At 59.8% G+C, this 26623-nt stretch carries 25 protein-coding genes, 1 tRNA gene, 1 other RNA gene and 1 pseudogene; 10 read left to right on the top strand and 18 right to left on the bottom strand.

Features of this window, described 5'->3' with window-relative positions:
• Positions 1–447 precede the first annotated feature (447 nt).
• Entirely contained in the window at positions 448–909 is a 462-nt protein-coding gene (locus NKT35_RS18360; protein ID WP_254295720.1) for a hypothetical protein, read from the bottom strand.
• 123 nt (positions 910–1032) lie between these two features.
• On the opposite strand from NKT35_RS18360, the gene NKT35_RS18365 reads away from it, so the two are divergent.
• From NKT35_RS18365 to NKT35_RS18380, 4 genes are all read left to right on the top strand, one after another.
• Positions 1033–1203 (top strand): hypothetical protein, encoded by a 171-nt coding sequence (locus tag NKT35_RS18365; RefSeq protein ID WP_254295722.1) that lies wholly within the window; start codon positions 1033–1035, stop codon positions 1201–1203.
• A gap of 381 nt (positions 1204–1584) precedes the next feature.
• Positions 1585–2109, top strand: coding sequence for an ester cyclase (locus NKT35_RS18370; RefSeq protein ID WP_254295723.1), 525 nt, complete (start codon positions 1585–1587; stop codon positions 2107–2109).
• Positions 2106–2813: an SDR family oxidoreductase gene (locus tag NKT35_RS18375; protein WP_254295725.1), complete on the top strand. Its 708-nt coding sequence runs from the start codon at positions 2106–2108 to the stop codon at positions 2811–2813. Before NKT35_RS18370 ends, NKT35_RS18375 begins: the two co-directional genes overlap by 4 nt.
• Positions 2814–2824: 11 nt before the next feature.
• Entirely contained in the window at positions 2825–3814 is a 990-nt protein-coding gene (locus tag NKT35_RS18380) for a polysaccharide deacetylase family protein (protein WP_254295727.1), read from the top strand.
• 4 nt (positions 3815–3818) lie between these two features.
• Here the strand turns inward: NKT35_RS18380 and ampH are convergent, their stop codons facing one another.
• Positions 3819–5126: a D-alanyl-D-alanine-carboxypeptidase/endopeptidase AmpH gene (ampH, locus tag NKT35_RS18385; protein WP_254295729.1), complete on the bottom strand. Its 1308-nt coding sequence runs from the start codon at positions 5124–5126 to the stop codon at positions 3819–3821.
• Between the two features lie 305 nt (positions 5127–5431).
• On the opposite strand from ampH, the gene NKT35_RS18390 reads away from it, so the two are divergent.
• On the top strand, positions 5432–8104 hold the full coding sequence (locus NKT35_RS18390; protein WP_254295730.1) for a M9 family metallopeptidase N-terminal domain-containing protein: 2673 nt from the start codon (positions 5432–5434) through the stop codon (positions 8102–8104).
• Positions 8105–8155: 51 nt separating this feature from the next.
• On the opposite strand, the gene NKT35_RS18395 is transcribed toward NKT35_RS18390, so the two are convergent.
• Entirely contained in the window at positions 8156–9229 is a 1074-nt protein-coding gene (locus NKT35_RS18395; protein WP_254295732.1) for a hypothetical protein, read from the bottom strand.
• Positions 9230–9332: 103 nt separating this feature from the next.
• Here NKT35_RS18395 and NKT35_RS18400 point away from each other — a divergent pair, with 103 nt between their 5' ends.
• From NKT35_RS18400 to ssrA, 3 genes are all read left to right on the top strand, one after another.
• A complete protein-coding gene (locus NKT35_RS18400; protein WP_254295733.1) occupies positions 9333–10055 on the top strand; it encodes a GAF domain-containing protein in 723 nt (240 codons plus the stop codon).
• A 59-nt stretch (positions 10056–10114) separates the two neighbouring features.
• Positions 10115–10732, top strand: a complete 618-nt coding sequence (gene ribA / locus NKT35_RS18405; protein WP_254295735.1) for a GTP cyclohydrolase II — start codon at positions 10115–10117, stop codon at positions 10730–10732.
• Between the two features lie 69 nt (positions 10733–10801).
• Positions 10802–11167, top strand: a transfer-messenger RNA (tmRNA) gene (gene ssrA / locus NKT35_RS18410).
• 358 nt (positions 11168–11525) lie between these two features.
• Here the strand turns inward: ssrA and NKT35_RS18415 are convergent.
• The 15 genes and pseudogenes from NKT35_RS18415 to NKT35_RS18485 all read right to left on the bottom strand — a co-directional run bounded on the left by NKT35_RS18415 (position 11526) and on the right by NKT35_RS18485 (position 23847).
• On the bottom strand, positions 11526–11708 hold the full coding sequence (locus NKT35_RS18415) for a hypothetical protein (protein ID WP_254295736.1): 183 nt from the start codon (positions 11706–11708) through the stop codon (positions 11526–11528).
• 123 nt (positions 11709–11831) lie between these two features.
• Positions 11832–12452 (bottom strand): annotated as a pseudogene (locus tag NKT35_RS18420) (SDR family NAD(P)-dependent oxidoreductase); the annotation flags it as partial.
• A 419-nt stretch (positions 12453–12871) separates the two neighbouring features.
• On the bottom strand, positions 12872–13390 hold the full coding sequence (locus tag NKT35_RS18425; RefSeq protein WP_254295739.1) for a hypothetical protein: 519 nt from the start codon (positions 13388–13390) through the stop codon (positions 12872–12874).
• A gap of 135 nt (positions 13391–13525) precedes the next feature.
• Complete coding sequence (locus NKT35_RS18430; RefSeq protein WP_254295740.1) at positions 13526–14335, bottom strand: hypothetical protein; 810 nt, start codon at positions 14333–14335, stop codon at positions 13526–13528.
• 264 nt (positions 14336–14599) lie between these two features.
• Positions 14600–15085 carry a hypothetical protein gene (locus tag NKT35_RS18435; RefSeq protein ID WP_254295742.1) on the bottom strand — a complete coding sequence of 162 codons (486 nt, stop codon included), beginning with the start codon at positions 15083–15085 and terminating at the stop codon, positions 14600–14602.
• Positions 15086–15105: 20 nt separating this feature from the next.
• Positions 15106–15570 carry a RusA family crossover junction endodeoxyribonuclease gene (locus tag NKT35_RS18440; RefSeq protein WP_254295743.1) on the bottom strand — a complete coding sequence of 155 codons (465 nt, stop codon included), beginning with the start codon at positions 15568–15570 and terminating at the stop codon, positions 15106–15108.
• A 197-nt stretch (positions 15571–15767) separates the two neighbouring features.
• A tRNA-Ser gene (locus NKT35_RS18445) sits at positions 15768–15855 on the bottom strand.
• 176 nt (positions 15856–16031) lie between these two features.
• Positions 16032–17702 (bottom strand): DNA repair protein RecN, encoded by a 1671-nt coding sequence (gene recN / locus NKT35_RS18450; RefSeq protein ID WP_254295745.1) that lies wholly within the window; start codon positions 17700–17702, stop codon positions 16032–16034.
• Positions 17703–17721: 19 nt separating this feature from the next.
• On the bottom strand, positions 17722–18597 hold the full coding sequence (locus tag NKT35_RS18455; RefSeq protein WP_254295746.1) for an NAD kinase: 876 nt from the start codon (positions 18595–18597) through the stop codon (positions 17722–17724).
• Between the two features lie 9 nt (positions 18598–18606).
• Positions 18607–19275, bottom strand: a complete 669-nt coding sequence (locus tag NKT35_RS18460) for a response regulator transcription factor (protein ID WP_254295748.1) — start codon at positions 19273–19275, stop codon at positions 18607–18609.
• A complete protein-coding gene (locus NKT35_RS18465; RefSeq protein WP_254295750.1) occupies positions 19275–21497 on the bottom strand; it encodes an ATP-binding protein in 2223 nt (740 codons plus the stop codon). The genes NKT35_RS18460 and NKT35_RS18465 overlap by 1 nt, the downstream gene beginning before the upstream one ends.
• Positions 21498–21641: 144 nt before the next feature.
• Positions 21642–22178 carry a peptide-methionine (S)-S-oxide reductase MsrA gene (gene msrA, locus NKT35_RS18470; RefSeq protein WP_254295752.1) on the bottom strand — a complete coding sequence of 179 codons (537 nt, stop codon included), beginning with the start codon at positions 22176–22178 and terminating at the stop codon, positions 21642–21644.
• Positions 22179–22206: 28 nt separating this feature from the next.
• Entirely contained in the window at positions 22207–23109 is a 903-nt protein-coding gene (locus NKT35_RS18475; RefSeq protein ID WP_254295754.1) for a histone deacetylase family protein, read from the bottom strand.
• A gap of 7 nt (positions 23110–23116) precedes the next feature.
• The gene (locus NKT35_RS18480) at positions 23117–23332 is read right to left on the bottom strand and encodes a DUF1653 domain-containing protein (RefSeq protein WP_254295756.1); all 216 of its coding nucleotides are present in this window, start codon (positions 23330–23332) and stop codon (positions 23117–23119) included.
• 59 nt (positions 23333–23391) lie between these two features.
• Entirely contained in the window at positions 23392–23847 is a 456-nt protein-coding gene (locus NKT35_RS18485) for a GNAT family N-acetyltransferase (protein WP_254295758.1), read from the bottom strand.
• Positions 23848–23912: 65 nt separating this feature from the next.
• Here NKT35_RS18485 and NKT35_RS18490 point away from each other — a divergent pair, with 65 nt between their 5' ends.
• Together NKT35_RS18490 and NKT35_RS18495 are read left to right on the top strand one after the other, a co-directional pair.
• A complete protein-coding gene (locus NKT35_RS18490) occupies positions 23913–24860 on the top strand; it encodes a tRNA dihydrouridine synthase (RefSeq protein WP_254295760.1) in 948 nt (315 codons plus the stop codon).
• 204 nt (positions 24861–25064) lie between these two features.
• Positions 25065–26600: a mechanosensitive ion channel family protein gene (locus NKT35_RS18495; RefSeq protein WP_254295769.1), complete on the top strand. Its 1536-nt coding sequence runs from the start codon at positions 25065–25067 to the stop codon at positions 26598–26600.
• Positions 26601–26623 lie beyond the last annotated feature (23 nt).

Consider the following 26623-nt stretch of genomic DNA (forward strand, 5'->3'; position numbering starts at 1 on the left):
CACGGCAGCCTCGCGACGGCAAGACGGGGGGAGCGAAGGACTGGCAAGGAGTGGAATGGCATGGGGCGATAAAGAAATTATTCCAGGTCTTATTATCGCAAGGCAGATTATTAAGTTTTTCCGAATATTGTTGGGCTTTCTTAAGAGAGGCCAGCGAAGATCATCAATAACCCCTAAGAAAATCAATGGGTAAGCTGGCTGCGGCAGTGTGTAATGCGCATCGAGCCTGCGTCCAGGGCGAATGCGCGACTCGCTGAATCAAGCCAACCACACATGCGTTCTCATGACCGCTCAGCGATGCTGCCTAAGCTCCACGCTGTTCTCAAGGCCTCTACTGGCGATGCGGGCCCTGATGTCACGTCGCCGAAGGCGGCCTCGACAATGGCGGCAGACATAACCTTTGTCGGCAGGTCGCCAGTCCGGTCATTAAGGTCCTGACGCCATGGTTCAAATTAATTTTTGCGTCGGGATCAAGAGGATGTCAGCAAGATGGTGCGACTTTGCATGGAAGCGCGCAGAGTAGTTTTCATGGAGAGTCCAATGGTTGCCATAGCGGCAATTAGCTCGGGATGCTGCGGCGATAGGTGGTCGGGATGGGCTTTTGAGCATGATGGAGGCTTGCGTTGCCTTGCCTGCCAGCGCCTCTGATTGGATGAGCCGGGAGCAGGCCTGGGTTTCGCTTTCCTGTCCATTTCGAAGTATTTCGCCATTTGAAGCGGATGTTTGCTGTTCTTGCGGGAGGCAGAGAATTGTGCAAGCATGTAAATGCCAATGACATTCATTGGTCGCTGCATTCATGTATTTGTGATTATGCGGCGCATGCCTAATAAACATAGATGGAGAAGACGAATGAGCAATCAAGTACAGGTCATCGAGGAAATTGCGGAGGATGACGTCGCTGTAGTGCAAGGCGCAGGCATCCCACGCGACATGATTAATGACAGCTCCTCCTTGCGCATGATAGATGAGTTCTTGAGGGCTGTGACTGGGCATGGGCTGGACTAAACTAAACTGATTTTGGAGATTCGCTAAATGATTAAAGAGTCAGGTTTGGAGCAGTTCGAAAGCCATTTGGAATCCAGTCTTGAGCTGGCGAAAGCAGTTCGCCTGCAGTTCCAAGAGGTTGAGCAAGTGAGCGCTGCTGGGATCAAGGAGGTAGTCGATCAGATCATTCTGATTGGCGGCAATTTGTTGGGTAACTAAGCTTAGGCCAATCAATTGATAATGCCGTCCATTTTCACAAATGGACGGCATTTTTCTTGAAACGGACGGACGTCGGCACTGTTGGCGAAGGGGCCTGCAGGAGTCTGCATTCGACAGATGCCTGGCACTTCGATGCCAGGGAAGCGCGGACTTGTCGCTTGCCTGCCACGGTTTTTGGGAAGCAGATGGTTATGGAGAAGCGTTCGATCGTCACCGTCAGGGCATGGCTTGCATTGCCTTACTCCCATGGTTTAGCGATTATTTTCAAAAAAATAATGAATATCCTTGATAATTTTTGCCAATTATCAAGGTTTATTTAAGTTGGCAGAATGCATTTCAACCGCCGGCGTGGTGTCGGCGGAAGACATGACAGGAGCCGACATGAATCCATCCTTCCCGCTGCTGGGCGCCGCTTTGCTGGCGCTTTCCCTGAACGCCGCCGCTGCCGAAGTTTTGCCGCAAGCCGAGCGCGTGTTTTCCGATCGCAAAGGCGGCGACGCCGTCGCCGTCAAATTGGCCGCCTTGCGTTATGCCGCGTTCTGGAACAGCGGCGATCCGCATTACGCCGAGCTGGCCTTGGCTCCCAGCTTTACCGATCACACTCTGCCTGAGGGCAGGCCTCAAGGCGTGGCCGGGCCCTTGCAAGCCTCCAAGACTTTCCGCGCGGCGGTGCCCGACCTCAAGGTGGAGGTGACGGATATGGTGCTGGCGGGCGATAGAGTGGCCTTACGCCTGCATTTCACCGGTCATTTCAGCGGCAAATTCGGCGAGCTGCAGGGCGTGGGACAGGCTGTGGATTTCCAGGCTTTCGATCTGTATCGGGTGAAGGATGGCCGCATCGCCGACAACTGGCACCTGGAAGACAATTTGTCCTTGCTGAAGCAACTGGGAGCGATCAAGCCATGAATGCGAAACCGGATTTTCTGCGCCAGCGCAAAGTGGCGGTATTGGGCGGCGCCTCCGGCATCGGCCGCGCCGTGGCGCATTTGGCCGCGGAGCAAGGCGCGGAAGTGTTTGTGCTGGGACGTTCCGAGGCTGAGGCCGGTCCCTGGCGTTATCTGCCGGCCGACATCACCGATGCGGAGAGTTTGAAGAGGGCGTTTGAGGCCATCGGCCATATCGACCACCTGGTGGTGACCGCCGGCGCGCGAGTGGGCTCGCCCAAGCTGGATGAGCTGTCGCTGGCGGCCTTGAGCCAAACCTTCGAGGTCAAGCTGTTCGGCAGCCTGATCGCCGCTCAGCAGGCGCTGCCTTACCTGGCCGCTGACGGGTCCATCACCTTCACCTCCGGCCTGCTGTCGCGCAAGTACGGCCCGGGCGGCCTGCTCAAGAGCACGGTCAATGCCGCGCTGGAGGCGGCGGCGAAAAATCTGGCCAAGGAGTTGGCTCCGCGGCGGGTCAATGTGGTGAGTCCCGGCGTGGTGGATACCGAGCTGTGGGGCGAGGCGGACGCGGCAGGCCGTCTGGCGGCGATGGCGCGGATAGGCGCCGGTTTGCCTGTCGGCCGGGTAGGACGGCCGGACGAGCTGGCCGAGGCTTATCTGTTCGCCATGGGCAATGGCTATCTCACCGGCGCGGTGCTGGACGTGGACGGCGGCGGCCTGCTGTAGAGGAGCGGCGGATGTCTGAACATTTGTCTGAACATTGGATCATCAACCGCCGCCAGTTTCTGGCCGGCATGGCGGCGAGCGGCGCCAGCGCGGCGCTGCCGGCAGGCTCGGCCTGGGCGGCGTCGGCGGATTCGACAAGGAGCATGCAGGATATGCAAGGCAAGCAAACTGAATTTTGGCCGGATGGCGCCAGATTGGCGATTTCCATTTCCATGCAGTTCGAAGCGGGCGCGCAACCGGAACGCGGCGCCAGCGGGCCTTTTCCGCCGCTGGATCCCAAGTACGCCGATTTGCCCATGCAAAGCTGGTACGACTACGGCGTGCGCGAAGGCATTCCACGGCTGCTGGACCTGTGGGAGCGGACAGGGGTGAAGGTGACCTCGCATATGGTGGGGCAGGCGGTGGATCGCCATCCGCAGTTGGCGAGGGAGATTGTCGAGCGCGGGCATGAGGCGGCCGGCCACGGTCAGACTTGGGAGCCGCAGTATTCGATGACGCCCGATCAGGAAAGGGTGGCTTATCGCGCCAGCATCGCCAGCATAGAGCGGGCGACCGGCACGCGGCCGACAGGCTTCAACGCGTTTTGGCTGCGCGGCACGCCCCATACACTGGGCATTCTCCAAGAGCTGGGCTTTGTCTATCACATCGACAATGTCAGCCGCGACGAGCCATTCACCGTGCCGGTGAACGGCAAGCCTTTCGTGGTGGTGCCGTACACGCTGCGCAACAACGATATCGTCCGCTTCGACTCGCCCGCTTTGAGCAACGACGCTTATCTGGCGGATCTGAAGGCCGAGTTCGACCAGCTGTATCTGGAGGCCGGCAGCCGCCGCCGCATGATGTCGATCAGCACGCATGACCGCATCTCCGGCACCCCGGCGCGGGTGAAGGCGCTGGAAGCCTTCATCCTGTACGCGCAGAGTCATCCCGGCGTGCGCTTCATGCGCAAGGACGAGATCGCCCGCTTCGCGCTGGCGGCGCCGGGCGTGCCGGCGTTCTGAGCGCTTACTGAGCCTTCTTGGCCTTGTGAGCGGCAGCCTTGCGGGCTGCCGGCTTAGCCTTGGCCTTGGGCGCTGACTTGGCGGCGGCTTTCTTCTTGGGAGCCGCCGCCTTTTTCTTGGCGGATGTCAGCTGCTGTTTCGGCGCGATGACGGTTTTCTTGCGCGCGGCCGCGGGTTTGACCGCCGCCACCGGCTGGAAGCCGCTCATCTCGGCCACCAGCTGGTTCACGCCATTGCTCATATTGCCGAAGTGGGTGCCGCCGCTGCGCGTCAGGCTGACCCAGACCGCCACATTCTGCTTGGGCGCGATGGCCACATAACCGATGAAGCCGCCGCCGCCGGCGGTTTTCTGGATGATTTCCGGCGCTCTGGCGCTAGGCTCCATTCTGATCCAGGCCAAGCCCAGGTCATCCGCTTGTCCCGCCACGTCCATGCCGCGCAGGTAGCGCAAATCATTGCGCTTGTAGTGCATCTGGAAGATTTGCTCGTGCAATTGGCGGCGCGCCGGATTCTGCGGTTGAACCAAGTCTTGCAGCCAGCGCTGCATATCGCGCGGGGTGGAATAGATGCCGCCGCTGCCGCTGGCCGCCGTGGTGTCCAGGCAGGGGCTGGCGCCGTAGCCTTCCATCAGCCGGGCGCATTGCGAGGCGTTGGGCGTCAGCGTGGTGTCCTTCATGCCCAGCGGCGCGGTGACCTTGTCGCGCAGCAGCGCGGCGTAAGGACGGCCGGTGGCGACTGCCAACGCATCGGCCAGGAAGTCGAAGGCCAGGTTGGAATACTGCGCGTGGTTGCCGGCGGCGTACTTGCTCTTGTTGTTGGCCAGCCAGTCCCAGCGCTGCTGGCGATCGGGCCAGACGAATACCGGCGTGTTTTCCGGCTTGTTGCCCGGCATTTCACGCGGGAAGCCGCTGGTGTGGGTGGCCAGGTTGAGCAGGGTGATGGATTGGGCGCCGGCCGGCATGGCGAAACCGGCCGGTGCGTATTTCTGCAGCGGATCGTTGAGGCTGACTTTTCTGTCCTGGGCCAAGGCGGCCAGCACTTCGCCAGTCATGGTTTTGCTGACGCTGGCGAGGCGCACGACGGTGTCGGTGTCCGGCGGCTGGCGATTGCCGGGCTTGGTCTGGCCCTGGAAACGCTGGAAGGTTTCGTTGCCGCGCACGGCCACCATCACCATGCCGACCGCGCGGGTGTCGCGGTAAATCTTGGCGGCATAGCGGTCTACCATTTGTTCCGTGGTTTCGGAGCCGGCCTGCGCGGCTGCCAGAGAGGGAGCAAGTGCCAGCAAAACGCTGAGAGAAAGGATTTTTTTCATTGCGTGCTTAATATGCCCGCCAGCCTGAGGCGACGGGACCGAATTCGTGGGTCTGACGATGTTTCGCGCGGCGCGCGCGCGAGCCGCCGATATTACCCTTTTGCGGCAGAAAATGACATGAATGCTTTACATTTCGTTTCACATGACAGGGGGTAGGCGCGAGTCGTGAATATTCCCGCTTGATTTGATATGTTTAAAATCAAAACCTGTCCTTAAATGCAATGCCTTGCAATTGAAATTTCCCATATGCTTCGGATCGCTCATTTTCATAGTTGAGCGTCATTTATCAGCTTATGGGTGTTCAAATGAAAACAATAACACTGCCTCGCCGGTATCGGGCGATGGGGTATTCCGTGATGATGTCGGCGCTGTTGAGCGCCTGCGTCGCCAGCAATGGCGGTTCGCCAGGCCAGGCGAGCCAGCCTGCGCCGCAGGCCAACCAGCCGTCCGCGAAGTTTTCCTCGCACTCTCCCGCGTTGGGAGACAAGCCATCCTACCCGCATGGCTTGCCGCCGACCGCGCCGGATGCGGGAAGCGCGCAGCCGCCGGCCCGGCCGCAAGGTCCGCAAGGGGCGATGGCGCTCAAGGCGGCTCGCAAAGCGCAGCTTGCCGCGCCCAGCTATGCCGATTGCGATGAAGCCAGGCTGGGGCAGCTGTCCGGCCAGGAGTTGGTCCGCTACGTCGCCAGCGTGGATGGCACTTGCGTCAATCGCCTGTTCCAGGCCGACGCGCTGAGCTACCGCGCGGTGTCGCCGGCCAATATGAAGCTGGTGGCGGCAGAGGCCCGCGTCCGCGCGGCCAATTGGGACGGACAGAATGCCAATGGCTTGTGGCCGCTGGCGGTGTTCCTGAAGGCCGGTTACTTCCAGCAGTACAGCCATGCCAAGGAGGTGGGCGATTACGGTCCGACGGTGGATCAGCCGGTGATGCAGGTGGTGGAAGCGATGGCGGCCAACCCCGCGCTGTGGAATGTTCCGGCGCAAGAAGGCAATGGCGATGCCGATAGCTGGTATCGCGCCCGCGACGCGCGGCAAAGCGTGGCGGAAACGATGATCCTGGCCGACTCGGTGCGCAAGGCGGAATACGGCTTGCCGCTGCTGACGCGCTTCTTTGGCCGCTACAACGCGGCGGCGAAGGACAACTGGGCCCGTTTCGCGCTGCATCCGATGCAGACTTTGCTGTTCAATATGCATTACCAGCCGGATTTCGCCCAGAAAGTGGAGCAGGGCCAGCTGGATGGATTGGTCGCCAGCCTGGCAGGGCTGACGCGCGCCGGCCAGCCAGCCTTCGCCGACGAGCAGATGTTCCTCAATACGCTGCGCGAAACCGGCCGTTTCATGCAGTATCCGCGCACCGCACCGCAGGCCGAATCGGCGGTGGCGCAGCATCTGCAGGGCGAGAAGTTCGGCGCGGCCTGGGCCGAAGCGGTGTATGCGCTGAAAAAGATGGGCAAGACGCCGTGCGAGCGCTACGGCATCTGTCAGGCGGAGCAAGAGCTGCGCGCTCATCTGTTCCCCAATCGCTGGAGCTTCGATAACGGCAATCTGGTGTTCGAGACGCCATTGAGCCTGGCCGACGTCGAACCGCTGTACTACGCGATGAAGCAGGTGCAGACCCAGCTGTTCCGCGTGGCCGGCACGCGCAATCCGGTTCCCGACGATACCAATGCCAAGCTGCGCATGGTGATCTACGGCACCAAGACCGATTACCAGCGCTTCCAGGGCCTGCTCAACGATTTGTCCACTGACAACGGCGGCATCTACATCGAGAAAGACGGAACCTTCTACACCTACCAGCGCGAAGTGCCCAAGGAAAGCTATCTGACGCTGGAAGAGCTGGTGCGTCATGAGTATGTGCACTATCTGTCCGGCCGCTTCATCCAGCCGGGCATGTGGGGCACGTCCGAGTTCTACCGCGACGACCGCCGCATGCCGTGGTACGACGAAGGCTTCGCCGAATTCATGGCCTGGAGCACGCCGCGCGACGGCATCAAGGTGCGCGGCCATGTGGTGGACGTGGTGGCCGGCGGCTGGCCGGGCAGTTTCCTGGAGCCGTCGCGCATCATGCGCTCCAGTTACAGCGACGGCTGGGACTTCTACAGCCATTCCGCGCTGTGGTTCTACTATCTGAACCAGAAGCAGCCAGGCAAGATCGCGGATATCCTCGCCTCCTTGCGGGCCGTTGACGTCAAACGTTTCGACGCGCTGGTGCGCGACATGGGCGGCGACGGCGCGCTGGTATCAGGCTTCCGCGATTATGTCGATCAACAGGTGAAACTGGCTCAGGCCGGACAGTTGGGCAACACCTCTACTGTGGAAGGCACGGACTGGATGGCGCAAGACAAGTGGCAGACCGGCGACGCCGCGGCTGTGGAAACGGCGATGCGTCGCGCGCTGCCGGTGGGTTGCCAAGTGTGGGCCGACGGCAAGGAGAGCGGGCTGCGCCGTTTTGAGTGCAACGGCACGCTGCCGCTGAACGCGGCGGACAATACTCAGGCGCGGCAGGAGCTGGACCGCGTCCTGGATGGTGCGCTGCAAAGCCTGGTGAAAACCGGCGGGCTGAGCAATATGCTGGCCACCAATTGCGCCGCCACCGACTACGACTTCAAGCGCAAGACCGCCGCGCTGCGCTGCGAAGGTCCGCTGGGGCCGTCTGGCGCCAAGCCGCAACCGCCGCAACCGGGCGAGCTGGGTCTGGCCAAAACCAGCTACGGCAGCGCGGTTCGATGCTTGCGCGGCCAACTGCAGGGCGTGGGCGGGGTGGAACGCTATCAACTGGTGCGGGGTCCGCAACTGGGCCGCGCCCAGGTGGCCGATTGGGGCGCGTTCAACTATCGCCGCGACGCCGATCAGCCGGGAAAGGCCGACAGCATGACAGTGCGGCTGAGCAAGGGCGCGCAAAGCCTAGATGTGGTGGTGGAACTGAACGCCACGCCGCGCAATGTGCCGGAAGACCAGTGCTGGGCGCAGGCGGGTTGAGTCCGCGTTCTGTGTAAGGCATGCCAAAGCCGGGTTTGCCCGGCTTTTTGCTTACAAAGGCTCCACTGCGATGGCTGATGGTTTTTCCAGCCACTCCAAAAACGCATCTCCCAGCCGCTGGCTTTCCGCCGTGGCGGTTTTCCAGTGTTGGCGGCGCAGTTCATCCCGTCCCAGATAACGACGGAAATCCTTGCGGTCCGGCAGGCCGCCGCCGGGCAGCGCCGCCAGATATTCCCGCGACGGCGCGATCAATACCGTATTGGCATGATTGGCCTGGCTGGGTTTGCGCCAGGGCAGGGTTTTGTCGAACCAGCCGGGCACGATGCGGTCGGTGAAATGCGGATAGAGCGCGATCTCGTCGCCGTGGGCGAAGGGGAAGTCGATGTGGTAGTCGGTGAGGCCGCCATCGCGATAAGTCGCTTGCGGCAAGCCAGGCAACTGCACGCCATGGATCAGGCCGGGGATGGCGACGGTGCCCATCAACGCGGCTTCGATATTGTCTGCGGCCAGGGCCAATAGCTGTGTGGGGATGCGGTCTTGCGGCCGGAAGCGCAGGCTGCCGCGTGCGTCATGGCAGATCACCCGGCTGAAACTATGTCGGATCAAGGGCCGCGAGATCGCATTGAGCGCGGCGGCCATGGCGAGTCCGGATAGCAGCGCGGCTTTGTCTTCGCGGTTGGCCAAGCCGCGGGAGCGAACCAGCAGCAGATTCAGGCGGTAATGCGGGTGCGTCAGCGCGGCGCCCATGCCATCCGGACCCAGGATGTCGCGCAGCATCTGGCGGGTCTGCGCGGTGATTTGGGCGGCGGTTACTTTGGGATGATAGCTTTCCGCCGAATATCGCTCCGCCAATCGCGCCAGGGCCTGGGCCGGGTCGGCCTGCATGGCGCAAGCGAAGCGCCAGCCGCCTATCGACGCGCCCACCAGTTCGCGTTCGCGCGGCGCGGTGGCCAGCCAGCTAAACACAGCCTGGTCCAGTCCAGTCAGGCCGACGGCCTTGGGTCCGCCGGCGGCGCCGGGCAGAATGCCCACTTGCTCGGGCCTCAGCCCTTGTTGCAACAGTCGGCGCGCCTTGGCGCCCGCTTTGATGGTCAATGCCGAGTACGGGATATGAATGGCGGTCATTACGTTATAAGGTTGCGAAATGGCGTTGCGGGGTAGGCTTTGGTATCCTGTCGCGTTTAGCAATCCAAGCGCGCGGCGACGCGCGGCAGTTCAGGAGTAGTTGATGATACCCGCAAGCCAATTGACCGACTATCTGCGCGAACAGGCGCTGAATCTGGACCTGACCGAACTGCAGATCGCGGTGATGACGCTGCAGGCTGTGATCGCCGTCGCCAAGCCCAAACCCAGCCGCGACTTGTACCGCTACCGCGTGCCCAAACTGGGCGAAGGCGGCAGTTGCTCCTTGATCGATGAGCTGGATGAAACCCCGTACGACCTGCGCGTGATCCTGGGGGTGGAAACGGCCGAAACCACCGCCGGGCTGGCCAATCTCTACGCTTTGCTGGATTCGGTCAACGCCAAGATCGGCGCGGATTGGCTAGGCATTTACCGCCGTATCGGCGCGGGCTCCAGCGGCGTGCTGGTCAAGCTGGCTTACAAAGGCGTGGAAAGCCGCGCCGAATTCCCGCTGACGGAAGAGTTCGCCGCTGTCAGCAATAACAGCCGCGTCGGACTGACTGGCTGGGCGGTGCTGGTGGATGACGTGGCGACATGGCGGGAAGAGGGCGGCGGCTATTACGAGTGCGACCCGAAAGTGAAGAGCGAAGTCTGCCTGCCGGTGCTGAACAGCGACGACAATGTGCTGGGCATCATCGACGCCGAATCGTTCGAACCGGGCTATTTCACGCCGGAGCGGCTGGTGTGGCTGGCGGCGCTGGCCATTGTATTGCCGCAATTGCTGGTGACTTTGCCGCCGCTTGAAACTGCGGCTTCCGCCCCCAATTGATAGTTGACCAGGCCGCTGCGGCGGCCTTTTGGCATTAAGCGCATCTTGTTGGAGAAGTCATGTCGTCGCATCCGCAGTCCGTTCCCGAGCCTGTCATCCGTTACATCGCCAGCTGCCAGCTGCCCACGCCTTGGGGCGAGTTCACCATGCATGGTTTCGAGGAGGAAAGCGGGCAGGAGCATGTGGCGCTGACGCTGGGCGACGTGGCCAATGGCGAACCGGTGCTGGCGCGACTGCACTCGGAATGCCTGACCGGCGACGCCTTGTTCTCGCTGCGCTGCGATTGCGGTTTCCAACTGGAGGTGGCGATGGAGGCCATCAGCAAGGCAGGCCGCGGCGCGCTGCTGTATTTGCGCCAGGAAGGCCGCGGCATCGGCCTGATCAACAAAATCCGCGCCTATAAGCTGCAGGATGGCGGAGCCGATACCGTGGAGGCCAATGAGCAACTGGGCTTTCCGGCCGATATGCGCGACTTCCGCATCGGCCGCCACATGCTGGAGCATCTGGGCATAGGCAGCGTCAAGGTCATGACCAATAATCCACGCAAACTGGCCACGCTGGAGGCTGCCGGCATCAAGGTGGTGGAGCGCGTGCCGCTGCAAGTGGGCCGCAATCCCTATAATGATAAATACTTGGACACCAAGGCTGCCAAGCTGGGGCATATGTTGTTCAAGTAAAGTGAAAGGCGGGCGTATGATAAGGCTCGCCAAGCGATGATGGATGTAATATAATCATCATTCTTATCTGGGGGCGACCTGGTTTCGACGGGGGTTGCGAAGCAGATGAGGGCATACCGGGATTTCAGTCACCCCGTAAAACGCTGAATTTATTTAGTCGCAAACGACGAAACTTACGCTCTGGCAGCCTAACGGCCGGCCAGACACTACAACGGTTCGCAGATGGGCCGGGGGCGTCAAAACCCTGTAGTGTCACTTTACATCTGCTAGTGCTGTCCCGGGTTACTTGGTTCAGTGCGAAATAATAGGTAACTCGCCAAAGTCCAGCCTGTCCGTCGGCGTGGCAGAGGTTAAATCCCAAAAGACACGACTAAGTATGTAGAACTCACTGTAGAGGACTTTCGGACGCGGGTTCGATTCCCGCCGCCTCCACCAAAATTCCTGGCAAAGTCAATTGCTTGCAAAAAACAGCCCTGCTTATGCAGGGTTTTTTTTGGCTTTTTGAGGTGGTTTGGTCAGCATTTTGGTCAGCTTTTTCAAGTGGTTATCGCTTTTTTCATGATTGCACAGTCCGTCAAAGGCTGGTTGCGGGAATGAGCTGTAATCCTGTATGTTGAAATTGTACAAATTCAATGTGCTAGTGAGTAATATGCCTATCGGCCTAAGTAAAACATCTGTGTCCGGTACTCAGCGCTCGCCGCTCGCCCTGACGCCCGTGTTCGCCGGCTTCCCATCCCCGGCGGATGACTATCTCGATGACGTGCCGACGCAGCGTAATAGCCACTCGACCCCATCAGGGCGGCAATGAAAAGGCCAACGGCAGGCGCGAGCCATGTTCCAGCCCGAGCAGAGGCAACCACGCTTGGCGGCGCCCCGAAGAAAACGAACCAAGACACACCGCGCCGACATGGATGATGACGCCCGCGGCAGCGATGAGAATAGCCAGATAAACCCAGACGGTAGTTCGGAGCTTCATTGCAAAGCCTAACATTGGAGCAGACTGGCCCGCGCCGGCAGAACGCCGCAAGGCCTGAATGAAATGAAATCCGCAGGCGGCGCGCCGGCGCGGGTCCGGTTGAGCGAGGGGGCCGGCCGCAGTTCAGATTTGCACATGCGCAATCGATCCGCCGTCAACGTACCAGTTTGCGCCCGTGACAAAGCTTGCGACGGGACTCGAAAGAAAGACCACGACCCGCGCAATCTCCTCGGGCGCAGCGAGTCGCCCGAGAGGGTTGCGGGCCAGGACCTTCGCATATGTGTCTGGATCTTCTTCGCGCACCTTGTCCCAAAGGCCGCCTTCCGCCAGCGTGTCGCCAGGCGAGACAACATTCACGCGCACTCTTGGCGCGTACTGAGCGGCAAGACTTTTCATGTAGTGGGCCATCGCCGCCTTGGATGCGCCGTACGCAGCAGAGTTGGGGGCGGCCAATGATCCAGCCTTCGAGCCAATATACGTGATGGCCGCGCATGGCGAGCGCTGAAGGTGGGGAATGGCAAGCTCCGTGACCGCCACGGTAGCGCGAATGTCTACGGCGAGAGATTGCTCCCACGCGCCAGACAGCGCGCTGACGTTGGGGATGAAGAAGTCAAAGTCACCCACTCGATTAAGCCAGTCCGCGCTGGCCTGAGCATCGGTCACATCAAGGCGTTCGCCGACAACCTTTGCCGAGAGGTGCGCGCACCGCTTCAACGTGCGCTCGATGTTTTCAGCATTACGACCGCAAAAGTGGACATTTCAGCCTTCTTCCGCGAGGGTTTGAACGATTGCAGCGCCAATTCCGCTGGAGCCGCCCGTAACAACGGCGCATCGATCTTGGAGTTGAAGATTCATGGCGGGGCGCTCCTGAGGCCTAGGCTAGTGATTGGCACCCGAAAGTCGGGCGAAGCACCAGATTCTGGCGTGCGCAAAATATGACGTTAAGATTATTGCGTTAAATGCAGCCTAATGAAGGCCGGGTGCTTTATGGGGTAGGGAGGGGACGGGACGTACTATTGCCAAGCTAGTGGCCGTATGCTGAGCCCAACGTTGACCGAGAAAAATAGACTTTGCCTGATTCGATAGGCAGCATCAAATGTTTCGCGGTAAACGTTGGGCTTCGCAAGCTTGGCCCAGCCTACGGCCCATCTTCTACAGAGTGATTAGGCCGCATCTCGCTTAGAAAGAGTGTGCCTAACAAGCTCAAGATAATATCGAGCACAATCTGACTTGATTGTGGATGCAAGAGATTCGAGAGCACGAATGCCTGGGGCCTCCAACTCAATATATTTAAGGCTTAGGGCAGCTATTGCAGCCATTGCAGCATCTTGTGAGGCAGACCCAACTGGAAGGCTTAATATTGCGGCATCTTCCACTGCACGATTAAGATTCTGAATTGTAAGGGGCGTACCTTCTTCCACTTTAAGGTTTTGAAGGATAAATTCTGCAGTTTTCTCCGATAACTGGTACCCACTCCGGCCATTGGCAATTTTCAACAGCTCCACAAATAGGGTTTGAAGGCGAATTTCAGCCTCTATTTCCATGGATTTTTGTTGGCGCCCCTCCGCACGTAGCTTTAATCTGTATTCTTTAAGTGAGAGCCAAATGCTCGTGGCAATTGTAAACATGGATATGCTTGCAGACAATCCGAGCATTAAATCCTTGAATTCAGAGATGGTCATAACTTACCCAGATGGCTTGCTGCCTAATATTTAAGTATAGATGTCGTTCAGCCAAATCACGCATTATCAGGTGAGGTGGAGTAATGAGTTAAGAATTGGTTAGCCTCAGGGCTGTCGAGCCTAATGGCGAAAAGCCTAGTCCTCTTCTTGTTGGTTCTCGATTGTTGTTTTGCTTTCAAGTTCTAGATCAGGCACCAATTTTACTAATTCATTATAAGCATCGTTTAATTTCGATATGGAATCAGGGTGTAGTTTTATATCGGGAATATGTTTTTTGAAATAATCTTTAAGGCAAAGAACTGTTTCGGCCAATGCTGCATAATGTATTGCAAGCAGATTTTTGCTGAGGCTTTCATCAAAATTGGATATAAAGCTATATTGCAATGGTGAAATTAGCATTTCGGGCATGCTATTCCCCTTTGCTATTGTTGATAAGCTGTCATGGCAAGAAAGGTGAGTTATTTTCGTTAGCTCACTATACAAACGCCTATAGAAAATCTCCAGCACTTTAATATTTGGTGCTGTTTTATCTTTGGCCGTGTCTTGTATGAGATTTCGCATTTGCGTGAGCGCTTCGAGCTCCTGCCTGATAAGTGCACATGCTTGAACATACGCGCCTTCAAAAATAACATTCTCTACACTTCTAACCCCAGAGGTATATGAGGCTAAAACTGCTTCAAATTTTTCTCTCTCCTTGATATCTGGCAAGATATCCCCTGAGCCTGACAATACAAGATGACTATGTCCTGGTTCTTTTCTAATCATTAATTCATATCTATTCCATATTTCATTTAAACAATTACTGAACTCGAGCCGAATGGGACGTAGAGCTGTTAAAAAAACCTCAAGATTAGATGCAGTCAGATCTCTGCAAATTTGAATGTGTTTATCTTGGATAGAGTCTAATTGTGTAAAAAAAGGTTGCTTATTAATATCGCTCATCATATTAACGGCGTCATTTGGATTTGTCACTCCGAGAGCCAGCTTGCAATTGGCCGTCCGAATGTTCGATTTAAATAAAAAATTTTGCCGCACAAGTCCTATGTCGTCAAGACTTTCATATTAATATTATTATGATTCTGGCCGGATCACTTCTTAATTGGGTTCTAGAAGTGAATGAATCGCACCACTTACCAGGCAAGGTCGCTCGGCGCTGAGTCCATGGTTGTAAGAGTGGTCTGTATCCTATTCTATTACGCCCCCTCGCCATCAAGCCGCCGCCACCTCATACCGCAACCTGCCAATAATCTCTCCCAGCGGCCGCTCCAGCGCGGCATAGGCTTGGTGCATTGCCTGCTCCAGCTGGCGGACGATGGTTTTGCCGTAGCGGTGCAGGGTGGTGTGGTGGACGCCGTGGCGGTCGCCCAGGTCTCGGCAGCCGGGGCCTTTGCCGGTGGCCCATTTGCGGATGATGTCCAGGTCCGTCTTGTAGCCGTATTTGCACGGCGTGTGGGTGGTGAGGTAGATCATTTCGGTTTCGCGGCGGGCGTGCAGCGCCCACAGCACGGCGCGTTGAAGATTGGGCAGGCGGTTGATCTTGGCCATGATCATGGCGGTTTGGGCTTTCTTCTCGTGCATGGTCAGCGCTTCAAACTCCGGCGGCTCGTACTGGCCAAAGCGCTGGGTTTTGAGCAGCAGGGTGGTTTCCATCTGAAAGCACAGCCCCACCAGGTTTTGAATCGTCGATGCCTGCATGTCTGTCCCCCTGCTTGTCGTCACGTAGGCTGGGCGGCGTCGATCGGCTTGATCGTCACCTTGACTCCAGCTTGTTCTGCGTACCGCTTGCTCTTCACCACATCGCACACCAGCGCGTCGTCCTGCCAGACGACCTTGTTCAGCGCGTCGTAAACCGCCTTTTCGATGTTGTCGATGTCTGGCTTCACCGTGGGCAGTACCAGCCCGGCCAGAGCCAGCGCGCGGCGGCGTTTCGGCCAGCTGGCCGGCACCGGCAGAAAAATCCGCAGCTCGATGTCCACCGGGCCGGTGATCAAGGGCCGGTTGCCGAAGGCCTGCTTGGCGATCCACGACACCCGCGCTTCGTAGTGGGCGGTTTTGGCTGGCGTGTAATGCCGGGTGTGGGCCTGGGCCTGGCCGTCGGCGCCCTGGCGGATGCGGGTGGCGCTGCGCGCGTGCTGCTTGCCCACTGGCGCGCCGGGGATGAAGAAGGTTACGGCGCTCATCCCAACTCCTTCAGCCGCTGCTTGTCGATCACCACCAGCCCGGCCAGCGCCAGCTGCTCCAGCGTTTGCACGATGGCGCGGTTCATTAGGTGCAGATCACGAAGATGGTGTATGTGAGGGTGGGGAAAACGGTAAGACCGACCAAGTGAGAGACGGAAATGGCAAAGGCCCGGACGATATGTCCGGGCCTTTTGTATTGGCGGAGGCTGTGGGATTCGAACCCACGGACGGTTGCCCGTCGGCAGTTTTCAAGACTGCTGGTTTAAACCACTCACCCAAACCTCCGGTGTTCAAAATCATCTTGGGTGCGGAAATGATTTTGCTTGATGCGGAAACGGTGCCTTGCGCTTATTGGCTCGTAGGGCTTTGCACAGACTTTCAATACCCTTGCATTAAACCGCTCTGCCACGCTTCCAGATTCGGTAGAGGGAGACAATTCTATCTGTAAATGCGGCTTTTGGCTAGAGGGATGCGGCGTTTGAGGCCAGCATTTCCGCCGCGTGCTCGCGGGTGGTTTGGGTGAGTTCCACGCCGCCCAGCATGCGGGCGATTTCCAGCACCCTTTGTTCGGCGTCCAGCGGCGCGATGCGGCTGAGCACTTGGCCTTTTTGCTCGCGCTTGCTGACTTGCCAGTGCTGCTTGCCGCAGGACGCCACCTGGGGCAGGTGGGTGATGCATAGCACCTGGTAGCGTTGGCCCAGGTCGCGCAGCATGTGGCCGATGACTTCGGCCACGCGGCCGCCTATGCCGACGTCCACTTCGTCGAAGATCAGCGTCGGCACGCTGGCTACCTGGCTGATTACCACTTGCATGGCCAGGCTGATGCGCGACAGTTCGCCGCCGGAAGCCACTTTGGCCAATGGGCGCAGGCTGGTGCCGGCGTTGGCCGCCACCAGGTATTCGATGGATTCCATGCCATGCGCGCCGGGTTCGGCGAGGGCGGAGAGCTCGATGGCGAAGCGGGCGCCGCCCATCGCCAGCCGGCCCATTTCGCCGGAGATGCGTTCCGATAGCTCGCTGGCGGCCTGGCGGCGCTTGCCGGACAGCGATTCGGCCAGCGTGCGGTAGCGGGCCAGCTTGGCCGACTCGGCCACGCTCAGCGCTTCCACGTCCACGCTGGCTTCCAGCGCCGCCAGCTGCTGCTGCCAGTCGGCCAGCTTGTCGTTCAGATCGGCCGGCTGCACGCGGTATTTGCGCGCGGCGCTCATCAACAGGTCCAGTCGGCGCTCCATCTCGGCCAGCTGGCTGGGGTCTTGATCGATATCGCTGGCGTAGTCGCGCAGGCTGTAGACCACTTCGCGCAGCTCGGCGTCCACCGAGTCCAGCAACGACAGCGTGTCCGCCAGGCGGGGGTCGAGGTTGGCCAGTCTGGAGAGCCGGGTTTGCACGTGGGCCAGCAGGCTCAGGCAGCTGTTGTCCTGTTCCGACAGCACGTCCACCGCCTGCTGAGCGCTTTGCACCAGTTCGGCGGAGTTGGCCAGCCGGGTGTGGCTTTGGCTTAGCGCGGCCCATTCGTCGGGTTGCAGGTTCAGTTCCGACAGCTCGCCGATCTGCCAGGTCAGGCGTTCGCGCTCCACTTCCGACTCGCGCGACAGCCGCTCAGCGTCGCTCCGGGCTTGGCGCGCGCTCTGCCATTCCTGCCAGGCCTTGTTGACGTCCCGCGCCAGCGCGCCGGAGCCGGCGTAGGCATCCAGCAACTGGCGCTGGATCTCGCTTTTGGTCAGCGACTGGTGGGCATGCTGGCCGTGGATGTCCACCAGGAATTCGCCTAGCTGCTTCAATTGCGCCAGCGTGGCGGCCTGGCCGTTGACGAAGCTTTTGGAGCGGCCGCTTCTGTCCACCAGGCGGCGCAGCAGCAGGATGCCTTCGTCGCCGGACAGTTCGTTGCCGTTCAGCCAGGCATCGATTTCCGGCCGCTGCGCGATGGAAAACTCCGCCGTGATCTCGGCGCGGTCGGAGCCTTCGCGCACTTGAGCGCCGTCGGCGCGGTCGCCCAGCAGCAGGCCCAGCGCGTCCAGGATGATGGATTTGCCGGCGCCGGTTTCGCCGGTGAGCACGGTGAAGCCGGGAGAGAAGTCCAGCGCGATGCTGTCGACGATGACGAAGTCTTTTACGGTCAGCGATAGAAGCATGATTTAGGGTCTGTGCGGGTCAGATCAGGCGCTCGCCCCAATGGAGCTTGTGGCGCAGCATGTCGTAGTAGTTGTAGCCTTCGGGATGCAGGATGCGCAGCGGGTTGCGGTAGCGGCGGATCAGCACCCGGTCCATTTCCATCAGATTGCAGTGCAGTTGGCCGTCGAAGTGGACGCGCGCGTCCAGTCCGCGGGTGAGCATGAATTCCACCTCGCAGGAGTCGTTGACCGCAATCGGCCGGTTGGACAGCGACTGCGGGCAGATGGGCACCAGGGCGATGGCCTGCAGCGTGGGATGCAGGATGGGGCCGCCTGAGGCCAGCGAATAAGCGGTGGAGCCGGTGGGCGTGGACACGATCAGGCCGTCCGAGCGCTGGCTGTAGACGAACTGGTTGTCGATGAAGACTTCGAATTCTATCATCGAGCCCACTGCGCCGCGGCTGAACACGACATCGTTGAAGGCCAGCGCGCTGGCGACTTCGGCATCCTCGCGGACAACGGCCGCTTGCAGCAGGATGCGGTCTTCCGGCACGAATTTGCCGTGCAGGATGGCGTCCACCGAATCCAGCATCTCATGCAGCGGGATGTCGGTCATGAAGCCCAGCCGGCCTTGGTTGATGCCGACCAGCGGCACGCGGTAGGGCGCCAGCAGGCGGGCGATGGACAGCATGGTGCCGTCGCCGCCCAGCACGATGCACAGATCGGCCAGCTTGCCCATGTCGTTGCGGTCGATCAGCGCATGGTCCTTCGCCTCGTCCGGATTGATGCTTTCTTTGTCTATCAGCACCGTGGCGCCGGCTGCGGCCAGGTGGTCGGCCAGCTGCAACAGCGCCGGCGTGATGCTGGGCTTGTTGTGGCGGGCAACCAGGCAGATGTGTTTGAACAGTCTTTGCATGCGTCGATTTTACGGGTTCGGCGGCATTTCGTTGAGAAAAATATCGTCATTGCGCTTTTTGCCGGTGGCCTCCAGCGCCTTCAGGTAGAAGCGTACCAGATCGGCGAGCGAATCGACGCCTAGCTTGCTGAACAGGTTGGCGCGATGCACTTCGATGGTGCGCGGCGACAGGTCCAGTTCGCGGGCGATTTCCTTGCTGGACAAGCCGTCCGCCACCAACTCCAGCACCTCGCGCTCGCGGCCGCTGATCTTGGAGAGCTGGCTCATCACCTCCTGCGTTTCTTCTTCTTTCTGCAGTTGCTGAATGCTGAGCCGAATGCCCTTGCGCAGGCTTTCAATCAGCCTGGCCTGGTCTATGGGCTTGGTCAGGAAGTCTATCGCGCCGGTCTGGAACGCGCGGCGGCATTGTTCGATATCGCCATGGCCGGTGATGAAAACGATGGGGATGTTGACATCGCGCTCCAGCAATTGCTCCTGCAGCGCCAGTCCGGTGATTTGCGGCATGCGGATGTCCAGCACCAAGCAGCAGATCTGGTTGCCTTGATAACCGTCCAGAAATTCCATGGCATTGGGAAAGGTGACGGTTTTCATCCCTTGCGCAGTGATCAGCATGGCCAATGAGTCGAGCACCGCCGGGTCGTCGTCGACGATGAACACGGTTGGAGTGGTGTTTTGCATCAGGCTTCTGCTCCGGATGGTTGGGCCACGGCGCGCGGGACGCATGGCAAGTCAATGATGAACTCGGCTCCCGAGCCGGGTTTGTTGCCGGCTGTGAGCCTGCCGCCGAATGCCTCGACCGCGGTCTGGCAGATCGCCAGACCCAGGCCCATGCCGTTGGGCTTGGTGCTGAAGAACGGGTCGAAGATACGGTCCAGCTTGTCGGGTGGAATGCCGCTGCCGTTGTCGCTGATGATCAGTTGGACACGGTCGCCCTGTTGGCGGGTGGTCAGGTTCAGGCGTCCCCAGGGGCGCGTCTGCTCCATGGCTTCCACCGCGTTGCGGGCCAGATTCAGCACCACTTGCTCCAGCTGGATAGTATCAGCGTATACCAGCGGCAACTCGGGCGCGAAGTTTTGCTCGATATGAATTTCGTGATCCTGCAACTCATAGTCCAGCAGCGACAATGCGTTATGCACAGTCTGATTGAGCTGTACCGCTGACAGTTGATGGTTTTTGCGGGTGACGAAATCGCGCAGGCGGTGAATGATGCGGCCGGCCCGGTCGGCCTGGTTGACGGAAGAGGTCAGGGCGCGCCGCAGCATGGCCGTGTCCAGCTCGTCCTCGTCCAGCAAGCTCAAGCCAGCCTGGCAATAGCTCATGATCGCGGACAGCGGCTGGTTGATCTCGTGGGCGATGCCGGATGCCATTTCGCCCATGGTGTTGATGCGGGCGACGCGCGCCAGCTCCATTTCATGCTGGCGCAGCCGGGTTTCGCTGGCTTCCAGCGCGGCCAGCATGCGGCGGCGAATGGGGGCGGTGTCGCGGAACGTCAGCACGAAACCGGTCAGTTGGCCGTTGCGTCCCAGCAACGGCGCCACGCTGCCCTCGATCAGGATTTTTTCGCCGCTGTTGCGTTTCAGGTAGCAGTTTTGCGCCAGATAGACCTCCTGGCGGCTTCTTTCGGCTTCTTCGACAGGGTCGGAGGCCGGGTGCCGGGAAAATTCGTAGTGCAGCGGCGCGACTTGCTGCAGCCGGCGTTGCAGCGCTTGAACGGCGGGCAGGCTGAGCAAAGCCTCTGCGGCGGGGTTCAGGTATTGAATAATGCGATGGGTGTCGATGCTGATGACCGCGTCGCCGATGCTGCGCAAGGCGACCGTGGCATATTCGCGCTCGCGGAAAATATCCTCTTCCGTTTTTTTGCGCGTCTGATGGGTGTGCTCCAGCATGGCCAGCAGCGCCCAGCATAGGTAGGCGGGCAACAGCGCGTACGTCCCTATCAGCAAGAGCTCGATCAGCGTGGTGCGTTCAAATTGCAATTGCCGCTTCAACACCAGCTCATAGGGCAGCGTGGCGCGGGGCAGCGCGGCATGGAAGCTGAGCTCAGGCAAGACCTCCGGCAGCCAGGATTCGGTTTCCTCCAGGCTTTGGCTGGCAAGGCTTTGCGGTGTTTCGGCGCCGGCGTCGCGGCTGATCAGCTGCAGGGAATAGCGCGTGCTTTGCGAGGGCGGCAGGGCCAGCAGGGGCTTCAGATACAGCACTTGCATCACCACGCCGCAGGCTTGCTCCATTCTGACCAGCGGAACCGGCGAGGGCGTTTCGGTTTGGTAGATGGTGCGGAACAAGGCGAAGCCGGGTTCGCCGTTGTGAAGCGTCAGGATGGGGGAGGTGGCCTGGAGGTTTCCCAAAGCCTTGTTGACCGACGCCGCCAGCACATTGTCGTCCAGCATGTCCAGGCCGGCCTCTCGCCAATCATGCGAACCGAGTCCAGGTTCGGCCATGCTTAGCGGCAGGTAGCGGGGGCGTACTGGAGCCAGCCGCCATGCGGAAGGATTGCGCCAGCTGTTGCTGCGATCATGAAGATAGTCGCGGATATTGAAGGGCTTGCCTAGCAGCTTGGTCTGCTGGGCTTCGAATCCGGCGCGCTCGGCCTGGCTGACCAGGGGCTGATAGCCGATGAAATAAAGCTGCGGCTGCGTCTCCGTGGCGGAGGCTGTCAGGGCGCTGATGCGTTCCCGCCGGGCGGGCGAGGCGCTGGAAACAATCTCTCCCACTTCTTGTTGCAGCATTTCGCTGTTGCGCAGACGGTGGTCGGCGTTTTGGACGAGTTGATCCGCAGTTTGCTGGAACTCTTGTTTTTGCTGGCGCAGATCCAGCAGCAAAGAGTGGGCAAGCAATAAACCGCTGGCCAACAGCCAGCACAGCAAGCCTGCCAGCTTGCTGCGAGGAGAGGAGGTCCGCAAGATGTCAAAATGTGTCCTCAGCGCACGGTGAGTGGTTGGGCGTTGTGCCGCTTGGTGGGACATGCTTATTGCTTTGCTTGGTACGAGTGGGACGGAGCCAGGTTTGCGCCTGGCGCGCCATTATACCGGCGGAGGCTGCCTTTGTTACTCCCCTTGTTGCAGCAAATGTGCGAATTTATGGCGAATTTTGGCCAGTTTTGGTGATATTACCAGTTGGCAATAGTTTTGCTCCTGGTGCTGATTGTAGTAATCCTGATGATATTCCTCGGCCGGATAAAAGCGCGGCGCGGATTCCAGGCGGGTGACGATGGGCGCGTCGAAAACCTGCTCCCGCTCCAACTGGGCGATGGTTTGCTCGGCGACGAGCCGCTGCCGCTCGTCCTTGAAGAAAATTGCCGAGGCGTACTGGGTGCCGACATCGTGCCCTTGACGATTCAGGGTGGTCGGGTCATGGATGGCGAAGAAGACTTGCAGCAGCGTGGCGTAGTCGATGCGGGCCGGGTCGTAATGAACTTCCACCACTTCGACATGGCCGGTCGCGCCCGAGCAGACTTGGCGGTAGTCCGGTTGATCGGTATCGCCTCCGCAATAGCCGGACACAACTTTCGTTACGCCCTGAAGACGGGAGAAGGCGGCCTCCAGGCACCAGAAGCAGCCGCCCCCCAGGATCGCTTGTTCCATCGTTGGCTCCATTGGGATGAGGGACGATTTAGCTTTGTCCCGGTTGAAAAGTCTCGCAGGCCAGTCTGACCGTTTCCGCCTGAATTGTCACGGTGTCGTCAATGGGGATGGCATAGCCTCCAGCCATGGCGATGGCCAGCGCCGCATCCTTTTCCTGGCAAGCGTTGATCACCATCCGGTCGCGCTCGGCAAGCCCTTCGCGGCTGAGCGCCAGCCTTCCCAGCCTATCGCCGCGATAGGGGTCGGCGCCGGCCAGGTAAAACACCAGATCGGGGCGGCCGGCGGCAAATATCCGGGGGAGTTGCTGGCGCAGCGTCGACAAATACTGATCGTCATCCGCATCGTCGGGCAGCTCGATGTCCAGCGAGCTGCGTTCGCGGCGGAAGGGAAAGTTGCGGGCACCATGCATGGAGAAGGTGTAAATCCGGGGATCTCCGGCGGCGATGGCGGCGGTGCCGTTGCCTTGGTGCACATCCAGATCGATGATCAGCACGCGGCGAGAGAGCGCTTCGCCCAGCATCAACAGGGCGGCGACGGCCACATCGTTGAATACGCAGAAACCGCTGCCCTTGTCCCGATAGGCGTGATGGGTGCCGCCTGCCAGATTGACGCCGCAGCCTTCCTGAAGGGCGGAGCGCGCGGCAGCGATCGTGGCGCCGACGGAGCGCAGGCTGCGCTCGGCCAACTGGGCAGACCAGGGCAGGCCGATTTCGCGCTGGGCCTGAGCGCTGAGGCTGCCGTTCAGGACGGCGTCGATATATTCGGCGTCATGGGCATGCAGCAGTTCATAGCGGCTGGCGGCGGGCGCCGTTTCCAGCAGCCGGCTGGCGAACCCTTCCACGCGGCGCGCCAGCAGCGCGTACTTCTCCACCGGAAAACGGTGGCCATCCGGCAGCGGCAGCGGAAACTGGTCTGTCCGATAAATGCGCATTCAGGACTTACAGGCTTTGAACCAGGCTGAATCGGGGAACTTGCGCGCCCTCATGTTCGACCATTTCCTCGAACATGGCGGCGGGCCGCGCCCAAAGGCCGTAGTCGCCGTACAGCGCGCGGTAGATCACCATGGGCTCAAGGCTTTCCGAATGTTTGGCGGGGCCGATCAACTGGTAGAGCTGCTGATTGCGGAAATGGCGGTAGATTCCTGGCGCGGGCATGCGGACGCTCCGATCAAGGGTTGGAGGGAGGCCGAGAATGCACCAGCCCGCCGATAGCGTCAACTTGGCAGGCTGTGCCAGTAATAGACGCGGAAGTCCTTGTCCAGCTTGAAGCCGAGCTTTTCGTAGAGCCGCTGAGCCTGCTTGTTGTCATGCGCGGTTTGCAGCATGATCTCGCCGCCGCCCAGATCTAGCGCGTATTGCTGGCAGCGCTTGATCAACTGGGCGCCGAACCCTTGCCCGCGAGCGTCGGCGGCGACGAATAGGTCATGCAATACCCAGCACGGCCTGAGCGACAAGGAGGAAAATCCAGTGTACATCAGGGCGAAACCCTTGGGTTGGCCATCCTGGGAGGCGAGAAAGGCCACGGCCTGGCGGCGGCGAAGTCTTTCGCCCAGATAGTCTAGGCAGGCTTCCGGCGGCTGCTGCACCTTGTAGAAGGCCAGGTAGGCGGTGAATAGCGGCAGCCAGCTGCCAACCGACTCTGGCGTGGCGATGGTCAGAGTGGTGGTCATCGACAATCTCCATCATGTTTTTTCGGCTTGCGTTACAATAACGCCCTTTTTCAGCAGGTTAGATAATGAAGCTGGTGCTCGCTCCCATGGAGGGACTGGTTGACGATGTGATGCGCGATGTCCTGACCCGGATCGGCGGCATCGATCTGTGCGTGACGGAATTTGTCCGCGTCACTTCCGTCTTGCTCCCGACACGCATGTTCATGCGGCTGGCGCCTGAGCTGGCTACGCAGTCGCGTACCCGCGCGGGAGTGCCGGTGCGGGTGCAATTGCTGGGCTCGGACGCGGTCTGCCTGGCTGAAAACGGCGCTAAGGCGGCCAGTTTGGGCGCGCTGGGCGTTGATCTTAATTTCGGCTGTCCCGCGCCGACTGTCAATCGCCACCGCGGCGGCGCCGTGTTGTTGAATGAGCCCGAGCTGCTGCACGAGATCGTATCCGCCATGCGCCGCGCCGTTCCCGCCGGCACGCCGGTAACGGCCAAGATGCGCTTGGGCTTCGAGGACAAGAGCCGGGCGCTGGAGTGCGCCCAGGCCATCGCCAGCGCGGGCGCGGACGAGTTGACCGTGCATGGCCGCACCAAGGTGGAAGGCTACAAACCGCCGGCGCATTGGGACTGGATCGCGAAAATCCGCGAGAGCGTGAATATTCCCGTGACCGCCAATGGCGAAGTATGGACGTTGGACGATTACCGCGCGATTCGCGAAGAGAGCGGTTGCGAAACGGTGATGATAGGGCGCGGTTTGGTGGCCTGTCCGGATTTGGCTTTGAGAATAGCAAACGGGCTCGGCGAGGCGCCTATGGCATGGAATGCCATGCTGCCTTGGGTCTTGGACTTTTTCCAGCAGTGCTGGGAGAAGTCTGGGGAGAACCGTTACCCGGTCGCTCGGCTGAAGCAGTGGCTGGGCTTGTTGAAGCGGACATGGCCGGAGGCGGCCGAGCTGTTCGAGCTGATTCGGCGAGAGCAGGAGTCTGAAGCGGTAAGCCGTATTCTATCGTCTCAATTGGGTAAGTAAATATACTCATATCGAAATCGGCAAGCAGTTGTTAAGATCGAAAAGTACCTTGTTTCGGTATAAACAAGGTTCTGTAATTTCTGACGGCCGCCTGGCCGCAGATCTTACACTTCCCCGATACCTTGCAACCCTCCCTCACGGGAGGGCTTTTTTTTATCCGCCGCTATGGGCTATCAATAAAAGAAAAATCCGGGCGGATAATGTATGGATGACTCTCCTGTTGCCATTGGTTGGCTGGAACGCCTGATACCTTCTGTATGGCATGGTTCCTTGACCTTGTTTGTCGCTGTTACGGCTGTTTTCGCCATTCTCTTGTATTTTCTCCGTCCAGATAGCCGCAAGCGAGTGCTGCGCACGTCGATATTGACGCTTGCGATGCTGCTGGTGGTGAATATCAGCAATGCCACCGTTACGGGGCAATACCTTCGCCAGACCGCGGTCGTGATAATGGGTTTGTCATTGATCCGTCTGTGGGCCATGCTTTTATTCCGTTTATTCATGCCTGTGCTGCGTCTGCATCCGCCCAGGATTCTGGAAGATATCCTGGTGGCGCTGGGCTATGTCGCCTGGGGTTTGGTCTTGCTCAGATTGGCGGGACTGGATGTGAGCCATATCGTCACCACGTCGGCGGTGATCACGGCGGTGCTGGCGTTCTCGATGCAGGATACGCTGGGCAATATCCTGGCCGGCCTGTCCTTGCAGTTCGACAACTCCGTCGAGTTGGGCGATTGGATCAAGGTTGGGGATCTGGTGGGGCGGGTGGTGGAGATCAATTGGCGCGCCACCACGCTGGAAACGCGCAATTGGGAGACCATGGTCATTCCCAATAGCGTGCTGATGAAAAACTACTTCGCGATTCTGGGCAAGCGTCATGGCCAGCCGCTGCAATGGCGGCGCTGGGTGTGGTTCAACATCCATTGGGATACCTTGCCCACTCAGATCATAGGCGTGGTGGAGCGCTCTTTGCGCGAGGCGCAGTTGCCCGGCGTGGCCGCGATGCCTGAGCCGAACTGCATCCTGATGGGGCATGAAAACGGCTATAGCCGCTATGCGGTGCGGTATTGGCTGACGGACTTGTCGGCGGACGACTATACCGATTCCGTGGTCCGTACCCATATCGACGCGGCGCTGCGGCGGCACAATCTGAAAATGGCTTCGCCGTACTACAACGTGCTGACCATCAAGGAAAATGAAAAGTATATGGAAGCGCGGATGAAGAAGCACCTGGAGGAGCGGGTGCAGGCCTTGCGCAAGGTGGAGCTGCTGACCAGCCTGAACGATGAAGAGATGGTGGTGCTGGCGGATCAGTTGAAGTTCACGCCCTTTGTGACCGGCGACATCATCATGCATCAGGGTTCGGTGGCGCATTGGCTGTATATCATGCTGTCAGGCGAGGTGGAGGTGTGGGTGACACTGCCGGACGGCAATCGCAAGCTGGTGGATGTGTTGAAGCCTGGCAGCTTTTTTGGCGAAATGGGCTTGATGACCGGCGAATCGCGCTCTGGCACTGTCATTGCCCGATCCAATGTGGAGTGCTTGCGTTTGGATAAGGACGCCTTCCAGGCGATTCTTGTCTCGCGCAAGGAATTGGCGGAGACAATCTCGTCGATATTGGCTGAGCGGCTGGAAGAGCGCCGCAGCCGTTTGCCGGAGGCCATGGGTGAGGACGAGGGCGGTTTGCCGCGGCGGGCTGAGCTGGTGGATCGCATCCGCAACTTCTTTGGCCTCAACAAGCACTGAGCCAAGCCGCGCTCGATGCCGAG

It is taken from the genome of Chromobacterium sp. IIBBL 290-4 (assembly GCF_024207115.1).
In the GTDB taxonomy this organism is placed as follows: Bacteria; Pseudomonadota; Gammaproteobacteria; order Burkholderiales; family Chromobacteriaceae; genus Chromobacterium.